We start from the raw sequence: 26,183 nt of genomic DNA on the forward strand, positions 1-26,183 counted from the left end.
TGAAAAACATGTCTTTCGCACGCGCTTATTTCTTTTTTTACTTTAGCTATTCCAGCCCCACGGCGGTGAAAAGCGGTAAGCGTTCGTAAGTAAAGAGCAAACCGAAATTTCTAAAAAACCGCCAGCGATGGCGGTTTTTTTATACCCAGTCACTTTTGAGCCAGGAGAAAAACATGCTACGCACCGACGATCTGCGCATACGAGAAATGAAAGAACTAGTTCCGCCATCCCATTTGATCCGCGAATTCGGCTGTTCCGAAAAGGTGGCCGAGACGGCCGCCAATTCGCGCATTGCCTTGCATCGCATCTTGCATGGCCAGGATGACCGCCTGATGGTGGTGATCGGCCCGTGCTCGATCCACGATACCAAGGCGGCGATGGAATATGCCGGCCGCCTGGTCGGCGAGCGCGAGCGCTTCAAGGGCGAGCTGGAAATCGTCATGCGCGTGTATTTCGAGAAGCCGCGCACTACGGTGGGCTGGAAGGGCCTGATCAACGATCCGTACATGGACAACAGCTTCCGCATCAACGACGGCTTGCGCATGGCGCGCGAGCTGCTGCTGAACATCAACGAACTGGGCCTGCCGGCCGGCACGGAATTCCTGGACGTGATCAGCCCGCAGTACATTGCCGACCTGATCAGCTGGGGTGCGATCGGCGCCCGTACCACCGAATCGCAGGTGCACCGCGAACTGGCTTCCGGCTTGTCATGCCCGGTCGGTTTCAAGAACGGCACCGACGGCAACATCAAGATAGCAGTGGACGCCATCAAGGCCGCTTCGCAGCCGCATCATTTCCTGTCGGTGACCAAGGGCGGACATTCGGCGATCGTGTCGACCAACGGCAATGAAGACTGCCATATCATCCTGCGCGGCGGCAAGGCGCCGAACTACGACGCAGCCAGCGTCGAGGCGGCTTGCAAGGATATCGCCAACAGCGGCCTGGCATCGCGCCTGATGATCGACGCTTCGCACGCCAACAGCTCGAAGAAGCCGGAAAACCAGATCCCGGTATGCGCCGACATCGGCAGCCAGGTTGCTGCGGGCGACGACCGCATCGTCGGCGTCATGGTGGAGTCGCACCTGATCGCCGGCCGCCAGGACCTGGTGCCGGGCAAGGAACTGGTATATGGGCAGTCGGTGACCGACGGCTGCATCAATTGGGAAGAAAGCGTGGCGGTGCTGGAAGGTTTGGCGGCGGCGGTAAAACAACGCCGTTTGCTGAACAGCAATCCGGCTTGAACAAGTAAGCGGAGCAGGGCGGATGGGTTATCCGCCTGCCCGTCTGCAAGACCGGGCGCTGTCAGAAGCGCTTGGTCAGCACCATCATCTCGCCTTCGCGCCGCATCTCGGTGCGGTTCAGGAACGACATGCCGAGCAGCGCGAACGGCAGCCCGGCTTCCTGCACCAGGGCATCGACCTGGTTCATTTCAATATCGCCGATCTTCACGGTGTTCAGCTTGACCATGTACGCCGGCGCCGCGCCGTTGGCGGTATTGACCATGGTCATGCGGCCCTTCTTGTAGTCGACGCCGAGCCGCATTGCATCCGAAGCGGGCAGGGCGATCATGGTGGCGCCGGTATCGACCAGCATGGTCATCGTCGCGCCGTTGATCTGGGCCTGCGCCACGAAGTGCCCCTGCGGATTGACTTTCAAGGTGACGCTGGAAGTAGCGCCCGGCGCGCTGCGGCTGACATATTCGCCGATGCCGATCACCTGGCGCTTGCCTTTGACCTCCAGCGTTGCGGTCGAACCGTTGGCTTCCACCAGCTTGACGTCGTCGGTGACCTTGCTGCCGACCGAGAAGGTCTTCGGCGCGGAGCCGTCGATGACCAGCACCGCCTTGCCCGGAAACAGGCCGACTACGCCGATATCGGAAGCTTGGGCGGTGATGGAGGCAAACAAAAACAGGCTGGAGATCAAGGCAAGCGGGCGCATGAGTATCCGACTTTCGTGGCAAGAGGTTGAGATGGCGCCGTATTGCCGATTTCATGATCAGCGGGCAACAGCAGAAGGATAATAACCTTATATGTTGCCTCGATACAATTTAACTACGGAATTTAATCACGGAAATTATTGAATTCCAGCGGCAGGTCGGCCACTTCCTTGCGCAGCATCGCCATCGCCGCCTGCAAGTCGTCGCGCTTGGCGCCGGTGATGCGTACGGCGTCGCCCTGGATGCTGGCCTGGACTTTCATCTTGCTGTCCTTGACGATGCGCACGATCTTCTTGGCCGCTTCGGATTCGATGCCATTCTTGATCTTGATGACTTGCTTGACCTTGTCGCCGCCGATCTTTTCGATCTTGCCGATGTCGAGGAAGCGGGTGTCGACATTGCGCTTGACCAGTTTTGCGGTCAGTACGTCGCGCACCTGGCTCAGCTGGAATTCCGAGTCGGCATAGGCGGTCAGGTCGCGCTCTTTCAATTCGATGCGGGCGTCGCTGCCCTTGAAGTCGAAGCGGGTCGAGATTTCCTTGTTGGCCTGGTCGTTGGCGTTTTTTACTTCAACCAGGTTGGCTTCCGATACGGTATCAAATGATGGCATGGTGATATTCCTTCTATATGTTCAAACAAAGCCGGCCGCGGAACCGGTGGCTGGCGCGGCCGTCAAGCTATGCGCATTTTAGCGGACAAGAAACCCGAGGTGTCGGTCCGGCCGCGCTATTTTCTTGCCGGTCTGCCTGGCTCCGGGCGCCTGGCTGCCCGCTGGCGGTGGTTACTTACTTTATAATCCCGGTGCTATGACTATCTCCCAGCTTCCGCTCCAATTCGATTTTTCGCTGCGCCGGCACAATACCTTCGGTATCGACGCCAAGGCGCATGCCTATCTGCCGGTTACTTCACTGGAAACCCTGCAGGCGCTCAGGTCCGACGCTGTTACATCGGGTTTGCCGCGCTTGGTGCTGGGCGGCGGCAGCAACCTGGTGCTGACCCAGGATTTCCCGGGGCTGGTGTTGCATATGTGTAATCGCGGCCGGGAAATTGCCGGCGAGGATGACGATGCTGTCTATGTCCGCGCCGCCGCCGGCGAGAACTGGCACGAGCTGGTGCTGTGGACATTGGCGCAGGGTTTGGCCGGACTGGAGAACCTGTCGCTGATTCCCGGCAGCGTCGGCGCCGCGCCGATCCAGAACATCGGCGCCTACGGCATCGAGCTGCAAGAGCGCTTCCATGCCTTGACCGCCATCGATATGGAAAGCGGCGAAATCCTGGCGCTGGACCGGGACGCTTGCGCTTTTTCCTATCGCGACAGCGTGTTCAAGCACAGCCTGCGCGACCGGGCCATAGTGACGGACGTTACGTTCGCCTTGCCCAAGCGCTGGCAGCCCGACCTGCGTTACGCCGATGTGGCGCAAGAGCTGGACGCACGCAAACTGGCGCAGCCGAGCGCACGCGATATCAGCGATGCGGTGATCGCAATCCGCACCCGCAAGCTGCCGGATCCTGCGGTAATCGGCAATGCTGGCAGTTTTTTCAAGAATCCTGTTGTTACGGCGGCGCAACGTACGGCCTTGCTGGCGCAGCATCCGCAATTGGTGAATTATCAACAGCCGGGCGGCAGTTACAAGCTGGCTGCAGGCTGGCTGATCGACCAATGCGGCTGGAAGGGGAAAAGCCTCGGCGCAGCCGGCATCTATGAAAAACAGGCGCTGGTGCTGGTCAACCGCGGCGGCGCCAGCGGGCAGGATGTGGTGCGCCTGGCGCAGGCGGTGCAAGCTGATGTGATGGGGAAGTTTGGGGTGGCGCTGGAGCCGGAACCGATTTTTGTATGAGGCGCAAGCGCTTTGTATCTTAATGTGTCATTATTGGGTCACATAACGGAATTAAACTCCGTTGTGCCTCATATCCAACACTCCCTAAGGTAATGGATTTAACCCGCAATGCAACCGCATCGCGGGTTTTTTTTGCCCTGGCGTGTCAGGCGTAATGGCAGACGTAATTCACCGTTTCCAGCGTCTCGATGTCAAAACTCGAATTGGCCGGGATATCGAAGCTCTGGCCGTCGCTGTATGTGGTCCAGGCTTGCTGGTCTTTCTGGCGCACGCGGCAGCTGCCGCTGGTGATGTCCATGATTTCGGCGGCGCCGGTGCTGAAAGTCAGCGACGACGGCAGGATCACGCCCAGCGTCTTCTTGCTGCCGTCGGCGAACACCACCGTGTGGGAAACGCATTTGCCGTCAAAGTAGACGCTGGCTTGCTTTAGTACGGATACATTGTCGAATTGAGTGCTCATGACTTAAGGATGCTTTCTCATTGTTGGTTTTTATAACCCATTGTTTTAATGGTGCTTATTAGAACTGTAGAACTGTAGAACTGTAGAACTGGCAGCTTGAACAGATCGATGCTGGTTTGATGTGTACGGGGGTTTTTGATGCAAATCATATTTTACGTTCCGTCTACGCAATCAACCCGACTATTTACACAATCTTTACATCCAAACTGCTAATCTTCCTAACAAGATATCCACGATTGTGGATGTGATCATGTCGCCGGGATGTTGGTGGACGAGGTGCAAAAATGCAAAAAATATTGATTCCAGTTGACGGCTCAGACTATGCCTTAAGGGCTGTGAAATATGTGAGCTCGATGGTCAAGGGGGACGCTGCCGCACAGATTCATTTGCTGAACGTGCAAGAACATCTTGATGGGAAAATCCAGGCTTACCTGTCTCTCGAAAAAATCAAGGCAATTGAAACGGCAGCGGCCGATGAAGCATTGAATCCCGTCAAGCGGATTCTGGAACAGGCGGAGGTCCCTTACATCGCCAGCACCCGCATCGGTCCGATTGCGAAGAGCATCGTTGACTATGTCCAGGAGCAGAAGTGCGACTGCATTGTCATGGGCACCCACGGCAGGGGAGCTTTGGGCAACCTGATCCTTGGTTCGATCATGAACAAAGTGATTCATCTGGTTCATGTGCCGGTGACGCTGATCAAATAAGCGCGTGGCGGCGTCAGGACGACCATGTTCTCGAAGTCAAATGCAGCCAACCCGCTGTTGCGTGATATTCGCTGTATCCGGATGCAGCGATGCGACGACATTTACCGTGATCTGGAATCGCAGCTCAGTTGCGGCAGTGGGTCAAATCAAAATTCTCTACCCCTTCGTAAGAATTCATCATGCGTGCCAGTTCTGAGACGGACGAGCCTTTTTTGCTGTCGATGGCGAAGGCGATGAAATGCCATTTTGCATGCCTGTCGTGCGAGCTGATGGACAACGAATCTTTGGCAATCTCGTAGCCATGCTCCAAAGCCACCTTGCGCAGCGCTTCTTCGTGCGGGACAAAACCTTTTTCGAACTCAACCAGGATGGCCACGCCGGCGCGCGACGGCAGCCAGTATTCAAGCTTGGCTATCCACACCATGCAGATGGCGGACAGCAGCGTGAGCGATATCGCCGCCATGTAAAATCCGACGCCCACCAGGACGCCGATCGCCGACGCTGCCCAGATCGACGCCGCCGTAGTGAGCCCCCTGATATTCAAGCCTTCTTTCATGATGACGCCGGCGCCGAGAAAACCGATGCCGGTGACGATTCCTTGCACTACCCGGGTCGGATCCGGATTGATCGGCAAGCCGGAGTGGCCGCCATACCAGAGCGCCGGATAGCCGGCGAACACTGTCAGGGCGGTCGAAGCCATGCATACCAGGCCGTAAGTGCGCATGCCGGCGGCGCGGCCATGATAGGCGCGCTCGTAACCGACCAGCGCCCCCAGGAACAAGGCTCCCAGCAAATTGAGAAACATGAGGACGTTAGCTCCGACCTCTGGGCCGGACCAATAAGCGGCCAGTGAATCAAGTGAAAGAATGTTCATGCTTTTATCTGGGTTGATTGTCGGTACCGCGGTAATTGGTCCTAGGATAAACCCGTTGCGCAATTGCGCCTGCATTTGACCCAAGCGACATTTTGCCTGTGGCCATGCCTGCCGGGGTGTTCCTTGGAGGATCTTTGACAAAAAAAGAACCGGCGCAAAGCCGGTTCTGTGTCACGCCTGTGCTGGCGGCTTATTTGCCGCTGCCGTGGATTTACTCTGCGTCTTTGTCGAGCAGCGGCAGCGATACGGCGTTGCTGGATGCCAGCAGGCCGGTGCTTTGATAGATCGCCAGCTTCTGGCGTGTATCGCTGATGTCGAGGTTGCGCATGGTCAGCTGGCCGATACGGTCTTGCGGCGTGAAGGCGCCCGCGCCCTTTTCCATGGTCAGGCGGTCCGGATGGTAGGTCAGGTTGGCCGACTCGGTGTTGAGGATCGAATAATCGTTGCCGCGGCGCAGCTCGATCGTGACCTCGCCGGTGATGGCGCGCGCCACCCAGCGCTGCGCCGTCTCGCGCAGCATGATCGCCTGCGAGTCGAACCAGCGGCCTTGGTACAGCAGGCGGCCCAGGCGGCGGCCGCTTTCGCGGTACTGCTCGATGGTGTCTTCGTTGTGGATGCCGGTGACCAGACGCTCGTAGGCGATGAACAGCAGGGCCAAGCCCGGCGCTTCATAGATGCCGCGGCTCTTGGCTTCGATGATGCGGTTTTCGATCTGGTCGCTCATGCCCAGGCCGTGGCGTCCGCCGATGCGGTTGGCTTCCATCATCAGCTCGACCTGGCTGGCAAACGCGACGCCGTTGAGGGCAACCGGACGGCCTTCTTCAAAGCGCACGGTGACTTCCTCGCGCTTGACTTCGACGTCGTCGCGCCAGAAAGCGACGCCCATGATCGGTTCGACGATCTTCATGCCGCTGTTCAGGTACTCGAGGTCTTTGGCTTCATGGGTGGCGCCGAGCATGTTGGAATCGGTCGAGTAGGCTTTTTCCACCGACATCTTGTAATCGAAGCCAGACGCGATCATGAATTCCGACATTTCCTTGCGGCCGCCCAGTTCCTGGATGAACTGGTCATCCAGCCAGGGCTTGTAGATGCGCAGGTTGGGATTGACCAGCAGGCCGTAGCGGTAGAAACGTTCGATGTCGTTGCCCTTGAAGGTGCTGCCGTCGCCCCAGATGTCGACCTTGTCTTCGCGCATGGCGGCCACCAGCATGGTGCCGGTGACAGCGCGTCCAAGCGGAGTGGTGTTGAAGTAGGTGACGCCTGCGGTGGAGATGTGGAAGGCGCCGCTCTGCAGTGCAGCGATGCCTTCGGCCACCAGCTGTTCGCGGCAATCGACCAGGCGCGCCAGCTCAGCGCCGTAGGCCTTGGCTTTCTTGGGGATGGCGTCGTAGTCCGGCTCGTCGGGCTGGCCCAGGTTGGCGGTATAGGCGTAGGGAATGGCGCCTTTCTGGCGCATCCAGTGCAGCGCGGCGCTGGTATCGAGGCCGCCTGAAAAGGCGATGCCGACTTTTTCGTTGACTGGAACGGATTGCAGGATATTGGACATGATATTTCTACGTGGGTTGTTGTGACTGGGGTTGTACTGTTTGTACCGTTAATCGACTTTTCCGAGCACCAGATATTCCAGCAGCGCCTTTTGCACATGCAAACGGTTTTCCGCTTCGTCCCAGACCACCGATTGCGGGCCGTCGATCACTTCGGCCGAAACTTCCTCGCCGCGATGCGCCGGCAGGCAGTGCATGAACAAGGCGTCCGGCTGGGCGCGCTGCATCTTGGCCTGGTCCACGATCCAGCCGTCGAAGGCTTTCAGGCGCGCTGCGTTTTCATCTTCGTAACCCATGCTGGTCCAGACATCGGTGGTCACCAGGTCGGCCCCTTCGCAAGCATCGGATGGATTGGCGAAGAAGGTGTAGCGCTGGTTGTCGGCGGCCACCTGGCCGGGATCGATATCGTAGCCCTTGGGGGTCGAGACGTTGACGTGGAAACCGAATACCTGCGCCGCTTGCAGCCAGGAATACAGCATGTTGTTGGCGTCGCCGACCCAGGCCACCGTCTTGCCGGCGATGGAACCGCGGTGCTCGATGTAGGTGAAGACATCGGCCAGCACCTGGCAGGGATGCTGCTCATTGGTCAAGCCGTTGATCACCGGCACCCGCGAGTGGGTGGCGAAACGCTCGATGATGTCCTGGCCGAAAGTACGGATCATGATCACGTCGCACATGCGCGACATTACCTGCGCCGCATCTTCCACCGGTTCGCCGCGGCCGAGCTGGCTGTCGCGCGTATTGAGGTAGATGGCGGCGCCGCCCAGCTGGTGCATGCCGGCTTCGAACGAGAGCCGGGTGCGGGTCGAGTTTTTCTCGAACACCATCACCAGCGTGCGGTCGAGCAGCGTGTAGTGCGGTTCGTAATTCTTGAATTTGCGTTTGATGAGACGGCTACGTTCAATCACGTACTCGTATTCGTCCAGCGAAAAATCAGAAAACTGCAGGTAGTGTTTGATTGCCATAAATGAAAACGGCGGCCGCTGTGGCGACTGCCGCCGATAGTTGGAATTCCATTTTTAAAACAACTGCTCAACTGCCGCGCTGCCGTTTTCCCTGCTACCTGAGATTGGCTTAGAAATGAAATAAGTGCTTCAATTATAAGGGATTTCAGTAGAAAAGATACCTGTCAAAAGATGGTGTTTTTGGCAATCAATACAGCTTTTGCGACGATTCATGCAGCAATTGCACGTACAGCTGATGGCGCATGGTCGCGATCTTGTTTTCCTTGACGGCTTCCAGCACGGCGCAGCTCGGTTCAGTCAGGTGGTGGCAATTGTAAAACTTGCATTTGCCGAGGTAGGGCGAGAATTCGACGAAGGCGCGCTCCAGCATGCCTTCGCTCAGCTGGTACAGGCCGAATTCCTGGAAGCCGGGCGAGTCGATGATGTTGGCGGGATGGCCGTCCAGGCTGGCGTCGGCCGCATCCATTTCGTACAGGCGGGTGAAAGTGGTGGTGTGCTTGCCGGTATCGAGGGCGGCGGAAATTTCGCGCACGGCGATGTCGGCGTCCGGCACGATCAGGTTGATCAGCGACGACTTGCCCATGCCGGACTGACCGATCAGGATGGTCGACTGGCCTGCCAGCAGGGGCGCCAGCGTGGCGCAGGTCTGTTCCGGGAAGGCGCGCGCCGACACTTCATGCACCGGATAGCCGAGGCCGGCATACAGCTGCAGGCGCTGCCGGGTTTTTTCGAGCGCATCGACGATATCGGTCTTGTTCAGCACGATGTGGGCGGTGACGCCGGCCGCTTCGGCTGCCACCAGCGCGCGTGAAATCAGGTCGTCGGCAAAACCAGGCTCGGTCGCCACCACGATGAACAGCTGGGTGACGTTGGCGGCCAGCAGCTTGGATTTGTACTGGTCGGAACGGTACAGCAGGCTGCGGCGCTCATCGATGGCTTCGATCACGCCCTGGTTGGGCGAGGTCAGTTTCAACTGCACGCGGTCGCCGACGGCGACATCGCTTTTCTTGCCGCGCGTGACGCATTGCAATTTCAGCGACTTCCCTTCTACAGTCCCTTGCACCAGGTAGTGCCGGCCGTGGGCGGCGATCACCAGGCCGCTGCCGGCCTGGCTGCCGTGTTGCTTGCCGTTCTGCTTGTTGTGCTCAGCCATGGGCGGCCGATAACTTGTTGGCTAGCTTGTTGATGCGCACCGAGGCCGGCGGGTGCGAGTCGTAAAACGCCGAGTGCAGCGGATCCGGCGTCAGGGTCGAGGCGTTGTCTTCATACAGCTTGACCAGCGCGGTCACCAGGTCGTTGGCGTCGGTGTGCCGGGCGGCGAAGGCATCGGCCTCGAATTCATGCTTGCGCGAACTGATCGACGACAGCGGCGACAGCAGGAAGGTAAAGATCGGCAGCGCCAGCATGAACAGGATCAGCGCCATCGCGTCGTTATTGCTGAGGTCGGGCAGCAGCAGCGGATTGACGCCGAGGCCGGTATAGAACCAGAGCTGCTGTTTCAGGTAGCCGAGTAAAGCCAGGAAGGCCAGCGAAAGCGCAAACATGACGACGATGCGCTTGACGATGTGCTTCAGCTTGAAGTGACCCAGCTCGTGCGCCAGCACTGCTTCGATCTCATGCGGCGCCAGGCGCGCCAGCAGGGTGTCGAAAAAAACGATGCGCTTGCCGGCGCCGAAGCCCGAGAAGTAGGCATTGCCGTGGGCGCTGCGCTTGGAGCCGTCCATCACGAACAAGCCCTTGGAAGCGAAGCCGACCCGTTTCATCAGGCCCTCGATGCGGTCGCGCAGGCTGTCGTCGCTGAGCGGCGTGAACTTGTTGAACAGCGGCGCGATCACGGTCGGGTAGAGCACCAGCATCAGCAGCTGGAAAGCGCTGAACACCAGCCAGGCGTAGAACCACCAGAGACCGCCCGATTTCGCCATCAGCTGCAATACCACCCAGATCAGCGGCAGGCCGATGGCGGCGCCGATCAGGGTATTTTTCAGCATGTCGGTGAAGAACAGCTTGAGCGTCATCTTGTTGAAACCGAAACGGGCTTCAAGCACGAATTGCTTGTAATAATCGAGGGGCAGGTCGATCAGGCCGGAAATCAGGGCAAACGCCACCAGCAGGCTCAACTGGTAGACCATGCCCGGGCCGGCCCAGCTGAACATGACGCCGGAAAGCCATTGCAAACCGCCGAGCAGGGTGAAGCCGATCAGCACGGCGGCGCTCACCAGCATCGAAAACAGGCCGAATTTGGTCTTGGCGACGGTGTAGTCGGCGGCGCGCTGGTGGGCCGCCAGGGGGATCTTTTCGGCGAATTCGGCCGGCACCGCGCTGCGATGGGCCAAAACATGGCGGATCTGGCGCGAACTCAGCCAAAAGCGCACCACCAGGGTGATCGCCAGGAAAACCACAAACAAAACCGAAAATGCAAATGAAGACATGTAGTCCCTATGTGAGAAAATAGCCGCTTATGGCTTGCGCAAACAAATGCCGGGCCTGTCTTAGCTAAATATAACGAAGAGAACAATTATGTCACAAGCCGCCGACGTATCCACTACCATCGCCGCCACTACCGCAGCCCCGGCAGCGCCGGTGCGGCCCAATGAATTCAACCTGATCTGGGTCGACATGGAAATGACCGGCCTCAACCCGGACAGCGACCGCATCATTGAAGTGGCGGTGGTGGTGACAGACCCGCAACTGAATATCCTGGCCGAAGGCCCGGTGTTTGCGATCCACCAGCCGGACGAGATCATGGACGGCATGGATGCCTGGAACAAGGGCACCCACGGCCGTTCGGGCCTGATCGAGAAAGTCAAAAACTCGACCGTGACCGAAAGCGAGGCTGAACTGGCCCTGATCGAGTTCCTGAAGAAATACGTGCCGAACGGCAAGTCGCCCATGTGTGGCAACACCATCTGCCAGGACCGCCGCTTCATGGCGCGCGGCATGCCCAAGCTGGAAGCGTTTTTCCATTACCGCAACCTGGACGTGTCGACCTTGAAGGAACTGTGCCGCCGCTGGAAGCCGGAACTGGCCAGCGGTTTCAAGAAGCATCAAAAGCATACCGCGCTGGCGGACATCATCGAATCTATCGAAGAACTGCGCTATTACCGCGAGCATTTCATCAAGGAATAACACTGCGGCGGGTGGCTATCCTGCCCGCCCGCTGTCTTGCCTGATGCGTCTTCGCTCAATCTTCCTTTGAATCGATACCGCAGCATTTCTTGAATTTCTTGCCGCTGCCGCAAGGGCACTCGTCATTGCGGCCGACCTTCGGCGCCTCGCGCTGTATCGTCTTGACCGCGGACTTGCGGTGCGGCAGCCAGTAACGGTAGATTTCCGGAATCGCGGCTTCCACTTCCACCGCCAGCTTGTGGCGCTGCACCGGATCGTCGCGCAGCGCCATTTCTTCCTCTTCCAGCTCTTCCGCTCCCAGCAGGTAGATTGGCCGCACCACCTGCGCCAGGTTGGAATGCCAGATCGGCTCCCAGGCTTTGGCGCGCAGGTTGATGCCTTCCCAGAAACCCCAGGTCCAGGCTTCGCCGTCAAGCAGCGACTTGCCTTCGTATTCCTGTTCGCAAAACAGCGGTTCGTATTCTTTTGGCGCCACTTCCAGCGTGACCGCGATTTCATTCATGTAGCGCGCGATCAGGCCGACGATTTTTTCATATTCCTTGTCGGACTTGAATTTCGGCGCGTCTTTCAGCGACGGTCCCCACACGTGCGGCAGCCACTCGCCCAGCAGCACCTGCTCCGGGCCGATCACCAGCGCCGTCAGGTAGCCGTGCAGGGTATCCATGGTCATGCTGTCTTCAGCGCAGCGATCGGACAACAGGAAGTCGTCCAGTTCGTCAAATTCTTTGTCTGAGAGGGGTTCGTCGAGATTCATGGAAATGGCCGCTTAAATTTACGATGGAAATGGGATACGGATTTTACGATTGAAATGGCCGCGGGCTGGAAAATATTCGAGCTGCTTGCCTGCGCACAATCATTTATCCTGTAACAAGTCTATCCAGATCAGGCCATCTTATATGAAAAACAGAGCATTAACCCCGGCCGATCTAGCATCCTGCCGCCAGCTGAGGCGAGGATCCATCCTCGACTCGCCGTCTTCATTCGTGCCCACGCATGAGGAAGAACGCATGGCCCTGTAGCTCGATGCGGCATGGCGCCGCAATTACGGTTCATAAACGCGCATGAAACTGGCGAAGCGCGGGATGCCGCTGTCATTCAAGCCGCGGAAGCGGTAAGTCACGACGCTGCCCAAGGGCGGCGGCCGGCGCCGCTGCAGGTCGCTTAAGCCGCTGCCGAGCTTGAAGCGCCGGCCGTCCGGCGTTTCCACCAGCAGGGCGCCAAGCATGCCCTGGTATTTTCCCTTGCCCGGCAGATGGCCGATGACCGCGGCTTCGGCATCTTCATGGGTTTTGACCTTGAGCAGGTCGTCGCTGCGTTGTGTGCGGTAAAGCGAAGCGCCCAGGTGCAGCATCAAGCCTTCGCCGCCTTGCTTGACGGTCTGTTGCAGCAAGCGCTGCAGGGTCGCGTGGTCGCTCAGCTTGAATTGTTCCACCGGCTGCACCCAAGGCACGGCAAGTTTGGCGAGCATGTCTTGCAAGGCTGGCATGCGCTGGTCGAAGGTGCCGGGGTGGGCCGGCAGGTCGAACACCATGAAGCGCATGCGGCGCCAGGCGGCATCGTCCGGCGTTTCGCGGCGTACGGTGGAAACCGCGCGGCTGAACTGCTGGCGGCCGGCCCACAGTTCGCCGTCCAGCGCGGTTTTCGGCCAGTTGGCGGTGAACCAGTGTGGGGCGTTGATCCGCTGGCCGCCGCGCGTCAGCAATTTTTCGCCATCCCAGTAGCCGCGCACGCCGTCGAGTTTTTCGCTGATCCAATAATCGGCCAGGGTTATGCCGGGATGGTAAATATTGGCCAGCATCAGCGGCGGCGCTGCGGGAGGTGTCGCCGCTGTTGCGATGGATGGCCGGCCGAGAAAGAAGCAAAGCAGCGCGGTGCTCAGCAATCTGGCGATAATTGACGATAACGCATGCATGGGACGTGGACTGTCAGGCAAGGAAGCGATATCGTAAAACGACGTTGCCTGTAGAAGCGCCCCGCAAGCGCGATTTGCGATTTAGCTTATATGCACGAAATTCAGCTCCACCCCGTTCCCGGCCGGGTCGCGCAAGAAAATCTGTTTTTGCTGCGCAGACGGCACAAACGCCACCTGGTAGGGCAGTGCATGCGCCTGCAGGCAAGCTTCCATTTCTTCCGGATCGACGCAACTGAAGGCAATATGGTCGAAGGTGGTGGCGATATCGGTATGCCTGATATCGCCGGTGCGCGCTTCGCTCAGGTGCAGCACGGCCTGGTCGCCGGCGTACAGCCAGAATCCGAAACTGTCGAAGGGCGGCCGCGCACCCGCTTCCAGGCCGATCACCTCGCAATAGAATTCCTTCAGCTGCAATAGCAGCGCACGCGGCGCGCGCAGGTTGTAATGGTTGAGGGCGATGGCTGGCACAAGCTGCTCCCGGCAATGGTGAACGATGCAAGAGTATTAGTGTAATCGATGCGATGAGCGCGCCGCTGGCGCTTACAATAGCCGACATGACAATCCCAAGCCCCGCCTCATTCTCTACCCTGACTCCCGACACCGTGCTGGACGCGCTCGACAGCATCGGCCTGCACGGCGACGGCCGCCTGCTGGCGCTCAACAGCTATGAAAACCGCGTGTACCAGATCGGCATGGAAGAAGGGCCGCCGCTGGTGGCCAAGTTCTACCGGCCGCAACGCTGGAGCGACGCAGCCATCCTGGAAGAGCATGGTTTCGTGCAAGAGCTGGTGGAGCGGGAAATCCCTGTGGTCGCCGCCTGGGCCGACGTGGACGGCCGCACCCTGCATCAGTTCGACGGTTTCCGCTTTGCAGTGTTTCCACGCCACGGCGGCCGCGCGCCGGAGCTGGAGGACAGCGCCACGCTGGAATGGCTGGGGCGTTTTCTCGGCCGCATCCACGCAGTCGGCGCACTCAGCAGCTACCAGCACCGGCCGACGCTGGATATCGTCAGTTTTGGCGAAGAACCCAGCGCTTTCCTGCTGGCCAACGGGTTTGTGCCGGAGGATCTGCTGGAAGCCTATCGCAGCACCGTGAGCCAGGCCTTGGAAGGCGTGCGCCGCTGTTTCGAGCGCGCCGGCAGCGTCGGCGCCTTGCGCCTGCATGGCGATTGCCACGGCAGCAATGTGCTGTGGACCGACGCCGGGCCGCATTTCGTCGATTTCGACGACAGCCGCATGGGGCCGGCAGTGCAGGATCTGTGGATGCTGCTGTCGGGAGAACGGCGCGACATGGTGCAGCAGATGGGCAGCTTGCTGGCCGGCTACGAGGATTTCTGCGATTTCGATACGCGCGAGCTGTACCTGATCGAAGCGCTGCGCACCTTGCGGCTGATCCATTACGCGGCGTGGATAGCGCGGCGCTGGGACGACCCGGCTTTCGCCGTGGCCTTCCCCTGGTTCAATACCCAGCGTTACTGGCAGGACCGGGTGCTGGAGCTGCGCGAGCAGATCGCGCTGATGGACGAAGCGCCGCTGTGGCAGGCATGAAGCCGGCCTGACGCGGCTTGGTGCGGGTTAGTGCGATACCGACTTCGAGAAGATGTTCAGCACCAGCACGCCCGCGACAATCAGGCCGATGCCAGCCAGGGCCGCGGCATCCAGGCTCTGTTTCAGGAACAGCCAGCCGACCAGGGCAATCAGCGCAATGCCGATGCCTGACCACATCGCATACACGATCGCCACCGGCAAGGTGCGCAAGGTCAGCGACAGGAAATAGAACGCCGTCAGGTAACCGGCCACCACCACGATCGACGGCACCAGCCGCGTGAACTCGGCGCTCGCTTTCAGGGCGCTGGTGGCAATCACTTCGGCGACGATGGCAATCAATAGATAGACCCAATGCATGACTTCTCTCCTGGCTAAAAAACAAAACGGTACGAAACTCTAATCGATAGCGGCAAACAGCTCTGTAACAAAATCGACAAAAACCCTCACCTTGGCCGACAACTGATGGCTCTGGTGATACACCACCGACACCGGCGGCCCCGGCGTCGACCAATCCGCCAATACCGGCGCCAGCAGGCCGTCGCGGATCTGCGGATTGAGCGACAGCGTCAGCAGCTGGACGATGCCGGCGCCGCTGGCCGCCGCGTGGATCAGGGTTTCCGCGTGGTTGATCGCGATATTGCCGGGTGGCGCCCAGCTCAGTTCCTGCTTGCCCTTGCTGAAAGTCCAGGGCACGTTCTGGCCGCTGTTCGGATGAATGAACGCCAGGCAGCGGAAATCCTGCAGTTCCTGCGGCGTTTGCGGCGTGCCGTGCTGCGCCAGGAATGCGGGCGAGGCGCAGCACAGGTTGCGGGTCTGGTAGATGCGGCGCGCCACCATGCTGGAATCCTTCAGCTCGCCGATGCGTATCCAGACATCGCCGCGGCCTTCCACCATGTCCACCATGCGGTCGCCCACATTGAGCCGGATCGACAGCTCTGGATACATGGCGCTGAAACGCGCCAGCGCCGGCGCCAGGTAGATGCGCGCAATCACAGTCGGCACGTCGACGCGCAAGATGCCTTGCGGCGTCACGCGCCGGCCTTGCAGCCCGTCTTCCAGCTCGCTCATGTCGCCCAGCAGGCGCTGGGCGCGCTGGTAGCAGCTATGGCCGTCGTCGGTCAGCGAGATCTTGCGGGTGGTGCGGTTCAGCAGGCGCACGCCGAAATGCCGCTCGAGGGCGGCGATATGATTGGTGATGGTGGCGTTCGACATCTCCAGCTGTTCAGCCGCGCGGCTGAAGCTGTTCAGTTCCACCACCTGGCAAAACACCCTTAACGATTCCAGCCTGTCCATGATGATGATTTTATATTATTTAAATTAATTAAAAAATGATTTTAATTATTGCCTATTTTTCTGAATATTAAAAAGGATGATAATGCCAAAAACCAGATCGTATTGATACGACGCCAACTTCCCAGGAGACACGCATGGCCGTCGCGACAAACAGCAGCCCGATAGACATTCCCGCCTTGATCGACCGCAGCCGCATCGGCGGCTTCCAGGTCGTCATGCTCAGCCTGTGCGCCATCTGCCTGATCATCGACGGTTTCGACGTCCAGGCCATGGGTTACGTGGCGCCCGCCATCATCCAGGAATGGGGCATCGCCAAGGCCAACCTGGGGCCGGTGTTCGGCGCCGGCCTGTTCGGCATGCTGCTCGGTTCGCTTGCCTTCAGCATCCTGGCCGACCGCATCGGCCGCCGCCCGGTGCTGATTTGCGCCACTTTGTTCTTCGCTGCCTGCATGCTGCTCACGCCGCTGGCCGCCACGGTAGGGCAGCTGATCGTCTTGCGTTTCATTACCGGCCTCGGGCTGGGCGCGATCATGCCGAACGCGATGGCGCTGGCCGGCGAATACAGTCCGCTGCGCAAGCGCGTCACCCTGATGATGCTGGTGTCCTGCGGCTTTACCCTGGGTGCGGTGCTGGGAGGTTTGCTGTCGGCGGCGCTGATCCCGCGTTTCGGCTGGCAGTCGGTATTCCATGTCGGCGGCCTGGTGCCGCTGGTGATCGGCGTGCTCATGATTTTCCTGCTGCCTGAGTCGATGCAGTTCCTGGTGTTGCGTGGAAAAAGACTGGAGCAGGTCGGCAAGTGGCTGCGCCGCATCGATCCCGATGTCGTTATCAGCGAGGATACGCGCTACGTGGTTAACGAAAAGGCCGGCAAGGGTGCGCCCATGCTGCAGCTGTTCCAGGAAGGCAGGGCCAGGGTCACGATCCTGCTGTGGATCATCAATTTCATGAACCTGGTCAACCTGTATTTCCTCTCCAACTGGCTGCCGACCATCGCCAAGGACGCCGGCCTGTCCACCGCCACCGCTGTGATGGCCGGCACCACCCTGCAGATAGGCGGCACGCTCGGCACCCTGGTCATGGGCCAGCTGATTGACCGTTCCGGCTTCCGCCGCGTGCTGATCCCGGTATTCCTGGCGGCCGGACTGGCGGTGTTCCTGATCGGCCGTCCCGAGATTTCGCTGCTGTTCCTGTTCGCCAGCATCTTCGTCGCCGGCTTCTGCATCGTCGGCGGCCAGCCGGCGGTCAATGCGCTGGCCGGCACTTACTACCCGACCACCTTGCGCTCCACCGGCATCGGCTGGAGCCTGGGCGTCGGCCGCATCGGTTCTATCGTCGGGCCGGTGCTGGGCGGCGAGCTGATCCGCCTGAACTGGCCCAACAGCACCATCTTCATCGTGCTGGCGGTGCCGGCGCTGGTGTCCGCCGCGATGCTGGTGCTGATGCAAGAGACTTCTCATCGCAGCAAAGCGCAAGCCGTCGTTGCGCATTAAGATCAGAACTTGAACCAAGGATGAAACCCATGGAAAACACGCTCCGCAGTCAGCTCCATTACCAGTCCGGATTTTGCAACGACTTCGCCAGTGAAGCCTTGCCCGGCGCCTTGCCCGCAGCCCAGAACTCGCCGCAGAAAGCGCCTTACGGCCTGTATGCAGAGCAGCTGTCCGGCACCGCGTTCACTGCGCCGCGCGCACACAACAGGCGCTCCTGGCTGTACCGCATCCGCCCGGGTGCGATGCACCACGCCTTTGAAAAAATCCAGCAGCCTCTGCTGGCCAGCGGCCCTTTTGCCCAGTCCGATACGCCGCCCGACCAGCTGCGCTGGAATCCGCTGCCGATGCCGGCCGACGGCCAGGCCGTCGATTTCATCGACGGCATCGTCACCTTCGCCGGCAACGGCGATGCCGCCGCCCAGGCCGGGGTGGCGATCCATCTGTATGCGGCAAACCGCTCCATGCACGACCGTTTCTTTTACGATGCCGACGGCGAACTGCTGATCGTGCCGCAGCAAGGGCGCTTGCTGGCCCGCACCGAACTCGGCGTGCTGGAAGTCAAGCCGGGCGAAATCGTGGTGATTCCGCGCGGCATGCGCTTCCGCATCGAACTGCCGGACGGCAGCGCGCGCGGCTATATCTGCGAAAACTACGGCGCCGCTTTCCAGCTGCCGGAACTGGGGCCGATAGGCTCCAACGGCCTGGCCAATGCGCGCGATTTCCAGGCGCCGGTAGCCGCCTATGAAGACCGCGAAGGCGAATTCCAGCTGCTGGCCAAATTCGGCGGCCGGCTGTGGGCTGCGCGCATCGGCCATTCGCCGCTGGACGTGGTGGCCTGGCATGGCAACTACGTGCCGTACAAATACGACCTGGGCCTGTTCAACACCATCAACACGGTCAGCTACGATCATCCTGACCCGTCGATCTTCACGGTGCTGACGTCGCCCTCGGATACGCACGGCACCGCCAATGTCGATTTCGTGATTTTCCCGCCGCGCTGGATGGTGGCCGAGCACACGTTCCGTCCGCCATGGTTCCACCGCAACGTCATGAGCGAATACATGGGCCTGATCCACGGCGCCTACGACGCCAAGGCCGACGGCTTCACGCCCGGCGGCGGCAGCCTGCACAACTGCATGAGCGGCCACGGTCCGGACGCCGCCACTTTCGACAAGGCATCCAGCGCGGCATTGGCGCCGCACCGCATCGACAATACAATGGCCTTCATGTTTGAAAGCCGCTACGTGATCCATCCCACACCCTATGCACTGGCGACGCCGCTGCTGCAGAAAGACTACCTGCAATGCTGGCACGGCCTGCAAAAGCATTTCACCGGTCAACCCTGAGAGAAAAGACATGATGCAAACCAACGATCCCGCACTGAAATCATTTATCCCGGTTGCGCCTGAATCGCATTTCCCAATCCAGAACCTGCCGTTCGGCATTTTCAGCAACGCCGCCAATCCGGCGCCGAGAGTAGGCGTGGCAATCGGCGACCAGATCGTCGACCTGGCTGCGCTGGCCGAAGCGGGTTTGCTGAACGCCGGCCCGGAAGTGTTCCGCCAGGCCGCCCTGAATCCATTCATCGCGCTGGGCCGCGCAAGCTGGCGCAGCACACGCGCCGCGGTCAGCGAGCTGCTGCGCGAAGACAACCTGCAGCTGCGCGACAACCAGGCCTTGCGCGCCAAGGCGTTGGTTGCCCAAGAGCAGGCAACGATGCACCTGCCGCTGGAAATTCCCGGCTACACCGATTTCTATTCGTCCAAGGAACATGCGACCAATGTCGGTTCCATGTTCCGCGATCCGGCCAATGCGCTGTTGCCCAACTGGCTGCACATCCCGATCGGCTACAACGGCCGCGCCAGCTCGGTCGTGGTCAGCGGCACGCCGCTGCAGCGGCCGATGGGCCAGCTGAAATTGCCCGATGCCGACGCGCCCATCTTCGGCGCCTGCCGCAAGCTCGATTTCGAACTGGAAACCGGCTTCATCATCGGCCAGCCGAACGCGCTCGGGGAGCCCATCGACATCGCCAATGCAGAACAGCATATCTTCGGCATGGTCTTGCTCAACGACTGGAGCGCGCGCGACCTGCAGCAATGGGAATATGTGCCGCTCGGCCCGTTCAACAGCAAGTCGTTCGCGACGTCGATTTCGCCTTGGGTGGTCACGATGGATGCGATGGAACCATTCCGCGTCGCCAGCCCGGTACAGCAGCCGGAGCCGCTGCCGTACCTGCAGCAGAGCGGCAAGAACGGCTACGACATCACGCTGGAAGTTTCGCTCAAGCCGGGTGCAACCGCGGCAGCGCAAACCATCTGCCGCACCAATTTCAAAGCGATGTACTGGACCATGGTGCAGCAGCTGGCGCACCACACGGTTTCCGGCTGCAACACCCGCATTGGCGACCTGATGGGTTCAGGCACCATCAGCGGCAGCACGCCGGAATCATTCGGCAGCCTGCTGGAACTGACCTGGAACGGCAAGAACCCGCTGGCATTGGCAGACGGCAGCCAGCGCAGTTTTATCCAGGATGGCGATGAGGTAGGGATGACCGGCTGGTGCCAGGGCGATGGCTATCGCGTCGGTTTCGGCGCGGTCAGCGGCAAGATATTGCCGGCGCGCGGCTGACAGGAATGCAGGGATTAAAAAAAGAGCCGTGGGTTACCACGGCTCTTTTTTCTTGCGCAGCGTCGTATCAGGCAACCTTGTTGGTCGACAGATCCCAGCCGCCCGAAGTATTGCCGCCCGAACCGCCGGCGATTTTTTGCTGGGTGTATTTCCATTTGACCTTGGAATACTTGAGGCTGACGGTTTCAGTCAGCACGCTGCCTTCCGTGACGGATGGCGCGACGTCGGAAATCAGCAGGTTTTCCAGCTCGATCTCGAAATAGCGGATGCGCTCGCCCTTGCCGTCGGCACGCAGGAATTCGAACTTGGCCTTCGGGATGGTCTTGCCCGACGAGCAGTTTTGCAGCAGCAGCGGCGAAGCCAGGTCAGCCAGCTTGGTGATCACGATATCCTTGTGCTCGCAACGCTCGGCCGTATGGCCGCCACCGGTGGATGCGGTGGCCGACTTCGGCTGCAGCACTTCCCACTGCACCGATTTGCACTCGATCCAGTCTTTATGGATGTCGTCGGTGGATTCCCCTTTGATGCCGTCAATTTGCAGATATACGTCGATTGCCATGGTTTTGCCCCTTAGTTTAAAAAGTGAAGCCCGGTTGACGCTGCTGGCCCCGCTAGAGAGCGGAGTGAAACTGGAAGTCCATCAAGTGGAATGTGTGGCGTAAATGCGGGACTGTCGGATAGACCCCAGTGGTCCGCGGCACATCGGGAATCGATGGAAAGTAATTCCGCAAGGCAATTTTAAACCATATTTTTGACGATATCTTAGGTCTTCGATACTAAATAACATTGCCGTTTTATCCATATCCCGGTTTCGAGCCTTGGCTATGCAGTCCGAATTGGTTGATATCAAGAGGACGCCGCCGGGGAAGGTAACTACCTGCAGAACTTATTGCGCCATTGCCTTTAGCGCGGCCTGGGCCAGGAATCCCGATCGGGTCAGTTGATGCGACTTGGCGAAAGCATCGATGTCACGCAAGAGATTTTCCGGCAGCGAGATGTTGAGCCGTACGGGCTTGGTGTTGATTTTCGAACGGTCGATATCGACCAGCATCCAGAAGCCGCCGGCGTAGTCCGCCGCATCCTTCCATTCCTCGATGGATGACGCCTCGGGGATATGCGCTTCACCCTCGTACATGGTTGCCGCAGCTTCCTGCGCCATTGCCGGAAGATCATTCAATTCGTCGGCGGCGGTAAATACGCCGGGCAGATCGGGAAAGCGGGCGCCATAAGCGCTATCGCCGTCCTTCCACACATAAAGTGGATATAACATTTTGTCCTCATTTCAGTCCAGCGTGTTTCAGGATGCTCTCGGCTGTTCCTAGCGGAAGATCTTTCTTCGGATGCGGAACAATTACCGACTTGCCAGTAATCGGGTGGCGGTATTTGTGATGGCTCCCGCGTGTGGAAACATGTTTCCAGCCGGCCGCTTTCAACTGCTTGATGATGTTTGTGCTGTTCCTATTATTATACACAAAACTACACAATTCAATAATGATTTTGTGTATTCTTGTGTATCCACGATGCATGATAAGTAGTTGGAATTCAGAGGACTTCGAATACTTGAATGTCATGAAAAGCCGACTTTCGCGATAGAGGCAAAAGTCTGAAAACAGCTTCGGAATTGCGTGCGGGCACGAGAGCATGGATAAAAATGTCCGGGCGTAAAAAAAGCCGCCAAAAAGGCGGCTTGGAATCTGCGCAGAAACGCTTACCGGTGCGGCACCCCATCCCGCCACTCACCCCAATGCGTCACGATATCCTGCACCAGCGGATTCCCTGCCCGGTACAGGTTCTCGGTGGCCGGCACGAAACCGCCCTGGTCCGCATAGTTGAGCAGGTTGTCGGCGCTGGTCTGTCCCTGGTAAGGCCGGTCGAAATCCGACCCCGTGCGCAATGCCGCCACGCGGTTCAAGTCCACCCGCTTGATGCTCGATGCGCGCTTCAATGCTTCAAAGGTTGCATTGTCTTCCTGCGCTGTCATGCAATACACGCCCTTGTTGTCGGTGAGGATCTTGGTCCATTCGCGCGCGCGTTCGCCCAGCAGCGTGCCTGACCACCAGGTGTTGCCGGAAGCGATGTCGCACTGGACTACCGTCGGCGGCTGGTTGGCCGGCGCGTAACCGAACTTGGAGCGTGCTACCTGCGCCTGCGCGCTGTCGGCCAGCGCTACATTGCGCGACAACGCAAACGCGGCGTCGGCCAATTTCGGATTCAGCTGGAATACTTCGTTGCGGTAGTCGAGCGGCGGTTTTTCGCTCGGGCTCTTGGTGTTGATGCCGAGATAGCCGGTTTTCCAGCCGGCCGGGATTTCGCGCGCATCGAGTTCCCACTGGATGCCGAAATCGACCAGGTACTTGGCCCAGGCTGCCGAACCGACAGTACCGCGCGCCGGATCGACGCCGGCGATGCCGGAGATCAGGAAATAGGTATGGCGCAAGTCGAAGCGCTGCGAAAACGTCAGGGCCATGATCGACGCCGAGGCATTGGCGTAGCCCATGCCGGTGGTGATCACGCAGACATCCTGCTTGTTGCAGTTAACGTTCGGATAGTCTGGCGACAGGCCTGGCACCGCGACGGTTTTCCACGGGCCGAGGCGATCCAGCCAGGCTTGGCCCTCGGGACCGAACATGGTGATGATCATCACCTTGACGGGGCGGTTTTGTGCATTCGATTCGGCCAGTCCGTCGCTGCCCCTGTCTTGTGCGATCGACGGGCCGGTGGCGCAGGCGGCAAGCGATAGAACTGCGGTGGCGATAAGCGAACGAGTCATCATGGGTTTTCCTTGTGCAAAGTAGGACCTGTAGTCTACCTGTGAAAGCCAGATATTGTTACCGCAGCGCAACATCTGCGGGCTATATGCCAGGCGTAAAAAAGCCGCCCGGAGGCGGCTTGGTCAAATGCTGTCGGGCCAGCAATTCAAAGATAAATGACGGCCAGCACCACGCCGATGATCAGGCCGAACTTGATGCACATGTACAGCGGCTTGCTGAATTTCTTCAGTGCGCGCCGGTATTGGCCGGCGGCCCAGACGAAGCGGAACAGCTTGTTGATGCCGCCGGTCTCGTCGCCGGTTTCATTGGGCGATGCGGCGGCGCTCATCATGTGGCGGCCGAGCCAGCGGTTGATTGCCTGCGCCCAGCGGTAGCGCATCGGCCGTTCGATGTCGCAGAAGATGATGATGCGGTTGCTGTCGCAGCCGTTCTGCGCCCAGTGGATGAATGTTTCATCGAACACCACGCCCTGGCCGTCGCGCCAGCTGTAGCGCTGCTGGTTGACTTCGATGAAGCAGCGGTCGTCGTTGGGCGTGACCAGGCCCAGGTGGTAGCGCAGCGAACCGGCGAACGGGTCGCGGTGCGGATTGAGGGTGCCGCCGGGAGCAAGTTCGGCAAACATCGCGGCCTTGACGCTCGGCGTGCTGCGCAGCAGGGCCACGGTCTTGGGGCAGAACTGTTCGGCCGAGGGATGGCTGGCGTCGTACCATTTCAGGTAGAAGCGTTTCCAGCCGGCCTTGAAGAAGGAATTGAAGCCGGCATCGTCGTTCTTTTCCGCGGCGCGGATCTTTTCCAGGCCGATCAGGCCCTTGGCTTCATCGCGTATGGTTTCCCAGTTGTCTTCCAGGATCTTCAGGTCGGCGAAGGTGCTGGTCGGCAGGTAGGGCGTGTTGGTCGGCACCTTGGAAAACATGTACATGAAGATGTTGAGCGGGGCCATGATCGACGAATGGTCGAACAGCTGCCGGAAAAACGGCAGGCGCGCCTTGCCGCGGAAATGCACGTACAACACCGATAAAAGGAAAATACTGACTACTGCCCATTTCATAAAAATGCGCTCCGTTACAAATAAGCCGCCATTTTATCTCTTTTGCGCCTGTTGTCCGTTATCCAAGCCGTTTGTTACCCTGGCTTGTTGCGCAGGAGAATGTTTGAGGAAGCCGCGGCCATCATTGCGGCAGTCAATATGTTCTAATGTTGTAAAGATCAACAGGGGCAACCGGTGCTTTAAAAAAAGAAGAATGAAGATCGTTTCTTCAATCTCAGGACGCACTGCTCCTCCTGTCCATAGAAGCTGTGAAGGACGCCGGCATCAAGCTCTTCAATCAGCATGTCCAGGGCCTGCTCGCGCAGCTGTCCAAGATTCCCTATTTTTTTGTTGAGAAAGCTGAAATGCCCCGCCTGCCAAAGGAACCGACTCCTTTGGCAGGCGGATGCATGGCTTACGGATGCGCGAGTGTACTGGCATCAGTCCAGGTGTAGCCCAATGTCGTAATGCACTGAATTATGTTTTTGAAGTCGCTGAATCCCGTCGTAACCAATGGCGCGAGTGACGACTCCAGCCAGAACGGATGAAAGAAGAAAGATGCGAATCCATCTCGTACCACCGTGGCATATTGGGCATTGAGACAAATATCCTGCCAAGTATAGGTAACGTTTGAAAACGGATCGATGGCGCTGATATTGTATTCAACATTCCCCAGATTTTCCGGCACGTTCCACTGGCCGTAGTAGTCTTGCCTGATGACGTAGGGGAAGAACTGTCCAACTGAAAAATCCTTACCCGTGGTTGCCGTAAAATTAGGGGTGTCGGAGGTGTAATAGACAGCGCGCTGATAGGTTGTATTAAATGCTAGCGGTATAGCTTTCGTGCTTAGCGGCGACGCCTGATAGTGTGGAGTCTCCCAGGCAAATGGCTTGGCGTAACCGTTATTCTTGAATTCTGCCAGCCCGGCCAGGAGACGTCCCAATGCCCATGGCGAGAATAGCGGGATAATGCCGGCGACCAGATCTTCGGTCACCGGGGTATTTGCCACGGCATTCCAGAATTCAAAATCATCGGCGCTGACCCCTGTATTCTTATTCCGCATCGAATCGTATTGATGGGTATATCCATGCATCACAAGTTTCCCGCCTCGCGCCAGCGCGTAATTCAACGATGTCTTGAGAGTTCCGGCCTGCGACAACGGTACTTCTTCTCGCACCCCGCCGTTGTACACACCCAAAGGGTCCAAATAGTGTGGAATAGTTGCAATCGAAAATGGAATGCGTTTGCTGAACATATAGTCCGACAGTGTTTTCATCGTGCCGAAATTGACCAATGCATCGACGTCTTCCAGCCGTACCAGAGCTTTATGGCTTACCGGTTGATTGTCGGCGAATATGTCATGCAATATGTCGCAAAGCACCAGATAGCGGTCGCGTGGGCCGATGTATGACAATGGCATGTCAGCGAAATACCAGAAATTGCCGGAGCGGATAATATACGGCGCCTGCGCGGACGTCTTGCTGTTTGTAATCGTTACCAGCGCCTGTGCCTTGGCGGTATCGATGACCTGCGTGACGCCGACATCGGGATCTGCGTTTACCGTGTTGCTCGCAGCATCGTAGGCATAGTACTTCACCATCGACTGACCCTTGTAGGAGACGGTGTCGAAGAAACCCGGCGTCGGGTTGCTCGAGCTGGGCGGCGCATTCAATCCCTGCAAGCCGACAAAGCTGAATCCGTAACGGGTATTGAAATTGTAGGCCGTGTTCCATGCGAACTGCCACAGGTTGTATTTGAACCAGACGACGGTTTTCTGCGTGGCATTGACATCGTTAAGAAATGCAGTCGGAATCGGATTGTTATAGTACGACCCCAGATAGAAAGTGGCCTGATAGGATTCGATTTTTCCGGCGCTATAGTTTTGTATCGGCACCAGATCGACGGCACTGTTGAAATGTCCAATCAGATTACGCAGCATGATGGCGTAGGCAAATCCCAGCTTCTCATACTGATCAGGAGAAGGGGCATCGTACACAATCAATACTTTTATCGGTGTGGTTAGGATTTGCGCTGTTGCTGGTGACGGGTTAAGCAAAAACAGCTC

At 58.8% G+C, this 26,183-nt stretch carries 28 protein-coding genes; 8 read left to right on the forward strand and 20 right to left on the reverse strand.

Features of this window, described 5'->3' with window-relative positions:
- Nucleotides 1-173: 173 nt before the first annotated feature.
- The gene (aroG, locus tag BM062_RS22320; protein WP_092401117.1) at nucleotides 174-1,241 is read left to right on the forward strand and encodes a 3-deoxy-7-phosphoheptulonate synthase AroG; all 1,068 of its coding nucleotides are present in this window, start codon (nucleotides 174-176) and stop codon (nucleotides 1,239-1,241) included.
- 61 nt (nucleotides 1,242-1,302) lie between these two features.
- Here the strand turns inward: aroG and BM062_RS22325 are convergent, their stop codons facing one another.
- Together BM062_RS22325 and BM062_RS22330 are read right to left on the reverse strand one after the other, a co-directional pair.
- Entirely contained in the window at nucleotides 1,303-1,938 is a 636-nt protein-coding gene (locus BM062_RS22325; RefSeq protein ID WP_092401120.1) for a retropepsin-like aspartic protease family protein, read from the reverse strand.
- Between the two features lie 122 nt (nucleotides 1,939-2,060).
- Nucleotides 2,061-2,546 carry a YajQ family cyclic di-GMP-binding protein gene (locus BM062_RS22330; protein WP_014007212.1) on the reverse strand — a complete coding sequence of 162 codons (486 nt, stop codon included), beginning with the start codon at nucleotides 2,544-2,546 and terminating at the stop codon, nucleotides 2,061-2,063.
- 196 nt (nucleotides 2,547-2,742) lie between these two features.
- Here BM062_RS22330 and murB point away from each other — a divergent pair, with 196 nt between their 5' ends.
- Nucleotides 2,743-3,774, forward strand: a complete 1,032-nt coding sequence (murB, locus tag BM062_RS22335) for a UDP-N-acetylmuramate dehydrogenase (protein WP_175501129.1) — start codon at nucleotides 2,743-2,745, stop codon at nucleotides 3,772-3,774.
- A gap of 145 nt (nucleotides 3,775-3,919) precedes the next feature.
- Here the strand turns inward: murB and BM062_RS22340 are convergent, their stop codons facing one another.
- Nucleotides 3,920-4,234 carry a pyrimidine/purine nucleoside phosphorylase gene (locus tag BM062_RS22340; RefSeq protein ID WP_092401123.1) on the reverse strand — a complete coding sequence of 105 codons (315 nt, stop codon included), beginning with the start codon at nucleotides 4,232-4,234 and terminating at the stop codon, nucleotides 3,920-3,922.
- Nucleotides 4,235-4,518: 284 nt separating this feature from the next.
- On the opposite strand from BM062_RS22340, the gene BM062_RS22345 reads away from it, so the two are divergent.
- The gene (locus BM062_RS22345) at nucleotides 4,519-4,941 is read left to right on the forward strand and encodes a universal stress protein (protein WP_092401126.1); all 423 of its coding nucleotides are present in this window, start codon (nucleotides 4,519-4,521) and stop codon (nucleotides 4,939-4,941) included.
- Nucleotides 4,942-5,065: 124 nt separating this feature from the next.
- On the opposite strand, the gene BM062_RS22350 is transcribed toward BM062_RS22345, so the two are convergent.
- The 5 genes from BM062_RS22350 to BM062_RS22370 all read right to left on the reverse strand — a co-directional run bounded on the left by BM062_RS22350 (nucleotide 5,066) and on the right by BM062_RS22370 (nucleotide 10,753).
- Nucleotides 5,066-5,746, reverse strand: coding sequence for an MgtC/SapB family protein (locus BM062_RS22350; RefSeq protein ID WP_342831296.1), 681 nt, complete (start codon nucleotides 5,744-5,746; stop codon nucleotides 5,066-5,068).
- A gap of 280 nt (nucleotides 5,747-6,026) precedes the next feature.
- Nucleotides 6,027-7,361 carry an argininosuccinate synthase gene (argG, locus tag BM062_RS22355; protein ID WP_092401132.1) on the reverse strand — a complete coding sequence of 445 codons (1,335 nt, stop codon included), beginning with the start codon at nucleotides 7,359-7,361 and terminating at the stop codon, nucleotides 6,027-6,029.
- A gap of 48 nt (nucleotides 7,362-7,409) precedes the next feature.
- On the reverse strand, nucleotides 7,410-8,324 hold the full coding sequence (gene argF, locus BM062_RS22360) for an ornithine carbamoyltransferase (RefSeq protein WP_092401135.1): 915 nt from the start codon (nucleotides 8,322-8,324) through the stop codon (nucleotides 7,410-7,412).
- A gap of 187 nt (nucleotides 8,325-8,511) precedes the next feature.
- Nucleotides 8,512-9,477 carry a ribosome small subunit-dependent GTPase A gene (gene rsgA, locus BM062_RS22365; protein WP_092401138.1) on the reverse strand — a complete coding sequence of 322 codons (966 nt, stop codon included), beginning with the start codon at nucleotides 9,475-9,477 and terminating at the stop codon, nucleotides 8,512-8,514.
- Nucleotides 9,470-10,753: a M48 family metallopeptidase gene (locus tag BM062_RS22370; protein ID WP_092401141.1), complete on the reverse strand. Its 1,284-nt coding sequence runs from the start codon at nucleotides 10,751-10,753 to the stop codon at nucleotides 9,470-9,472. Before BM062_RS22370 ends, rsgA begins: the two co-directional genes overlap by 8 nt.
- Nucleotides 10,754-10,841: 88 nt before the next feature.
- On the opposite strand from BM062_RS22370, the gene orn reads away from it, so the two are divergent.
- Nucleotides 10,842-11,450 carry an oligoribonuclease gene (gene orn, locus BM062_RS22375; RefSeq protein ID WP_092401144.1) on the forward strand — a complete coding sequence of 203 codons (609 nt, stop codon included), beginning with the start codon at nucleotides 10,842-10,844 and terminating at the stop codon, nucleotides 11,448-11,450.
- Between the two features lie 55 nt (nucleotides 11,451-11,505).
- On the opposite strand, the gene BM062_RS22380 is transcribed toward orn, so the two are convergent.
- The 3 genes from BM062_RS22380 to BM062_RS22390 form a co-directional block, all read right to left on the reverse strand.
- Nucleotides 11,506-12,204 carry a UPF0149 family protein gene (locus tag BM062_RS22380; protein WP_092401147.1) on the reverse strand — a complete coding sequence of 233 codons (699 nt, stop codon included), beginning with the start codon at nucleotides 12,202-12,204 and terminating at the stop codon, nucleotides 11,506-11,508.
- 288 nt (nucleotides 12,205-12,492) lie between these two features.
- The gene (locus BM062_RS22385; protein ID WP_092401150.1) at nucleotides 12,493-13,362 is read right to left on the reverse strand and encodes a DNA ligase; all 870 of its coding nucleotides are present in this window, start codon (nucleotides 13,360-13,362) and stop codon (nucleotides 12,493-12,495) included.
- An 81-nt stretch (nucleotides 13,363-13,443) separates the two neighbouring features.
- Complete coding sequence (locus tag BM062_RS22390; protein WP_092401153.1) at nucleotides 13,444-13,830, reverse strand: VOC family protein; 387 nt, start codon at nucleotides 13,828-13,830, stop codon at nucleotides 13,444-13,446.
- Between the two features lie 86 nt (nucleotides 13,831-13,916).
- Between BM062_RS22390 and BM062_RS22395 the strand changes: the two genes are divergently transcribed.
- Nucleotides 13,917-14,909 carry a serine/threonine protein kinase gene (locus BM062_RS22395; protein ID WP_092401193.1) on the forward strand — a complete coding sequence of 331 codons (993 nt, stop codon included), beginning with the start codon at nucleotides 13,917-13,919 and terminating at the stop codon, nucleotides 14,907-14,909.
- Nucleotides 14,910-14,936: 27 nt separating this feature from the next.
- Here the strand turns inward: BM062_RS22395 and BM062_RS22400 are convergent, their stop codons facing one another.
- Nucleotides 14,937-15,266 (reverse strand): DMT family transporter, encoded by a 330-nt coding sequence (locus tag BM062_RS22400; protein WP_092401156.1) that lies wholly within the window; start codon nucleotides 15,264-15,266, stop codon nucleotides 14,937-14,939.
- A gap of 39 nt (nucleotides 15,267-15,305) precedes the next feature.
- A complete protein-coding gene (locus BM062_RS22405) occupies nucleotides 15,306-16,202 on the reverse strand; it encodes a LysR family transcriptional regulator (RefSeq protein WP_092401159.1) in 897 nt (298 codons plus the stop codon).
- Between the two features lie 134 nt (nucleotides 16,203-16,336).
- On the opposite strand from BM062_RS22405, the gene BM062_RS22410 reads away from it, so the two are divergent.
- Genes BM062_RS22410 through fahA form a run of 3 tightly spaced genes read left to right on the forward strand, consistent with a single transcriptional unit; the run spans nucleotide 16,337 to nucleotide 20,320 of the window.
- Nucleotides 16,337-17,692 (forward strand): MFS transporter, encoded by a 1,356-nt coding sequence (locus BM062_RS22410; RefSeq protein ID WP_092401162.1) that lies wholly within the window; start codon nucleotides 16,337-16,339, stop codon nucleotides 17,690-17,692.
- A 29-nt stretch (nucleotides 17,693-17,721) separates the two neighbouring features.
- Nucleotides 17,722-19,038, forward strand: a complete 1,317-nt coding sequence (gene hmgA, locus BM062_RS22415) for a homogentisate 1,2-dioxygenase (RefSeq protein ID WP_092401165.1) — start codon at nucleotides 17,722-17,724, stop codon at nucleotides 19,036-19,038.
- 10 nt (nucleotides 19,039-19,048) lie between these two features.
- Complete coding sequence (gene fahA / locus BM062_RS22420; RefSeq protein ID WP_092401168.1) at nucleotides 19,049-20,320, forward strand: fumarylacetoacetase; 1,272 nt, start codon at nucleotides 19,049-19,051, stop codon at nucleotides 20,318-20,320.
- Nucleotides 20,321-20,387: 67 nt separating this feature from the next.
- Here fahA and BM062_RS22425 read toward each other — a convergent pair whose 3' ends face one another.
- The 7 genes from BM062_RS22425 to BM062_RS22450 all read right to left on the reverse strand — a co-directional run bounded on the left by BM062_RS22425 (nucleotide 20,388) and on the right by BM062_RS22450 (nucleotide 26,180).
- Nucleotides 20,388-20,879, reverse strand: coding sequence for an Hcp family type VI secretion system effector (locus tag BM062_RS22425; protein WP_092401171.1), 492 nt, complete (start codon nucleotides 20,877-20,879; stop codon nucleotides 20,388-20,390).
- A 327-nt stretch (nucleotides 20,880-21,206) separates the two neighbouring features.
- Nucleotides 21,207-21,590: a type II toxin-antitoxin system HicB family antitoxin gene (locus BM062_RS22430; RefSeq protein ID WP_092401174.1), complete on the reverse strand. Its 384-nt coding sequence runs from the start codon at nucleotides 21,588-21,590 to the stop codon at nucleotides 21,207-21,209.
- Between the two features lie 7 nt (nucleotides 21,591-21,597).
- Nucleotides 21,598-21,792 (reverse strand): type II toxin-antitoxin system HicA family toxin, encoded by a 195-nt coding sequence (locus BM062_RS22435; RefSeq protein WP_254785216.1) that lies wholly within the window; start codon nucleotides 21,790-21,792, stop codon nucleotides 21,598-21,600.
- A gap of 236 nt (nucleotides 21,793-22,028) precedes the next feature.
- The gene (locus BM062_RS22440; protein ID WP_092401177.1) at nucleotides 22,029-23,093 is read right to left on the reverse strand and encodes a purine-nucleoside phosphorylase; all 1,065 of its coding nucleotides are present in this window, start codon (nucleotides 23,091-23,093) and stop codon (nucleotides 22,029-22,031) included.
- A 143-nt stretch (nucleotides 23,094-23,236) separates the two neighbouring features.
- Nucleotides 23,237-24,139, reverse strand: a complete 903-nt coding sequence (gene lpxO / locus BM062_RS22445; RefSeq protein WP_092401180.1) for a lipid A hydroxylase LpxO — start codon at nucleotides 24,137-24,139, stop codon at nucleotides 23,237-23,239.
- Nucleotides 24,140-24,172: 33 nt separating this feature from the next.
- Complete coding sequence (locus tag BM062_RS25365) at nucleotides 24,173-24,364, reverse strand: hypothetical protein (protein WP_139220163.1); 192 nt, start codon at nucleotides 24,362-24,364, stop codon at nucleotides 24,173-24,175.
- 169 nt (nucleotides 24,365-24,533) lie between these two features.
- Nucleotides 24,534-26,180 carry a DUF2334 domain-containing protein gene (locus BM062_RS22450; RefSeq protein ID WP_092401184.1) on the reverse strand — a complete coding sequence of 549 codons (1,647 nt, stop codon included), beginning with the start codon at nucleotides 26,178-26,180 and terminating at the stop codon, nucleotides 24,534-24,536.
- Nucleotides 26,181-26,183: the final 3 nt, after the last annotated feature.

It is taken from the genome of Collimonas sp. OK412 (assembly GCF_900112135.1).
In the GTDB taxonomy this organism is placed as follows: Bacteria; Pseudomonadota; Gammaproteobacteria; order Burkholderiales; family Burkholderiaceae_D; genus Collimonas; species Collimonas rhizosphaerae.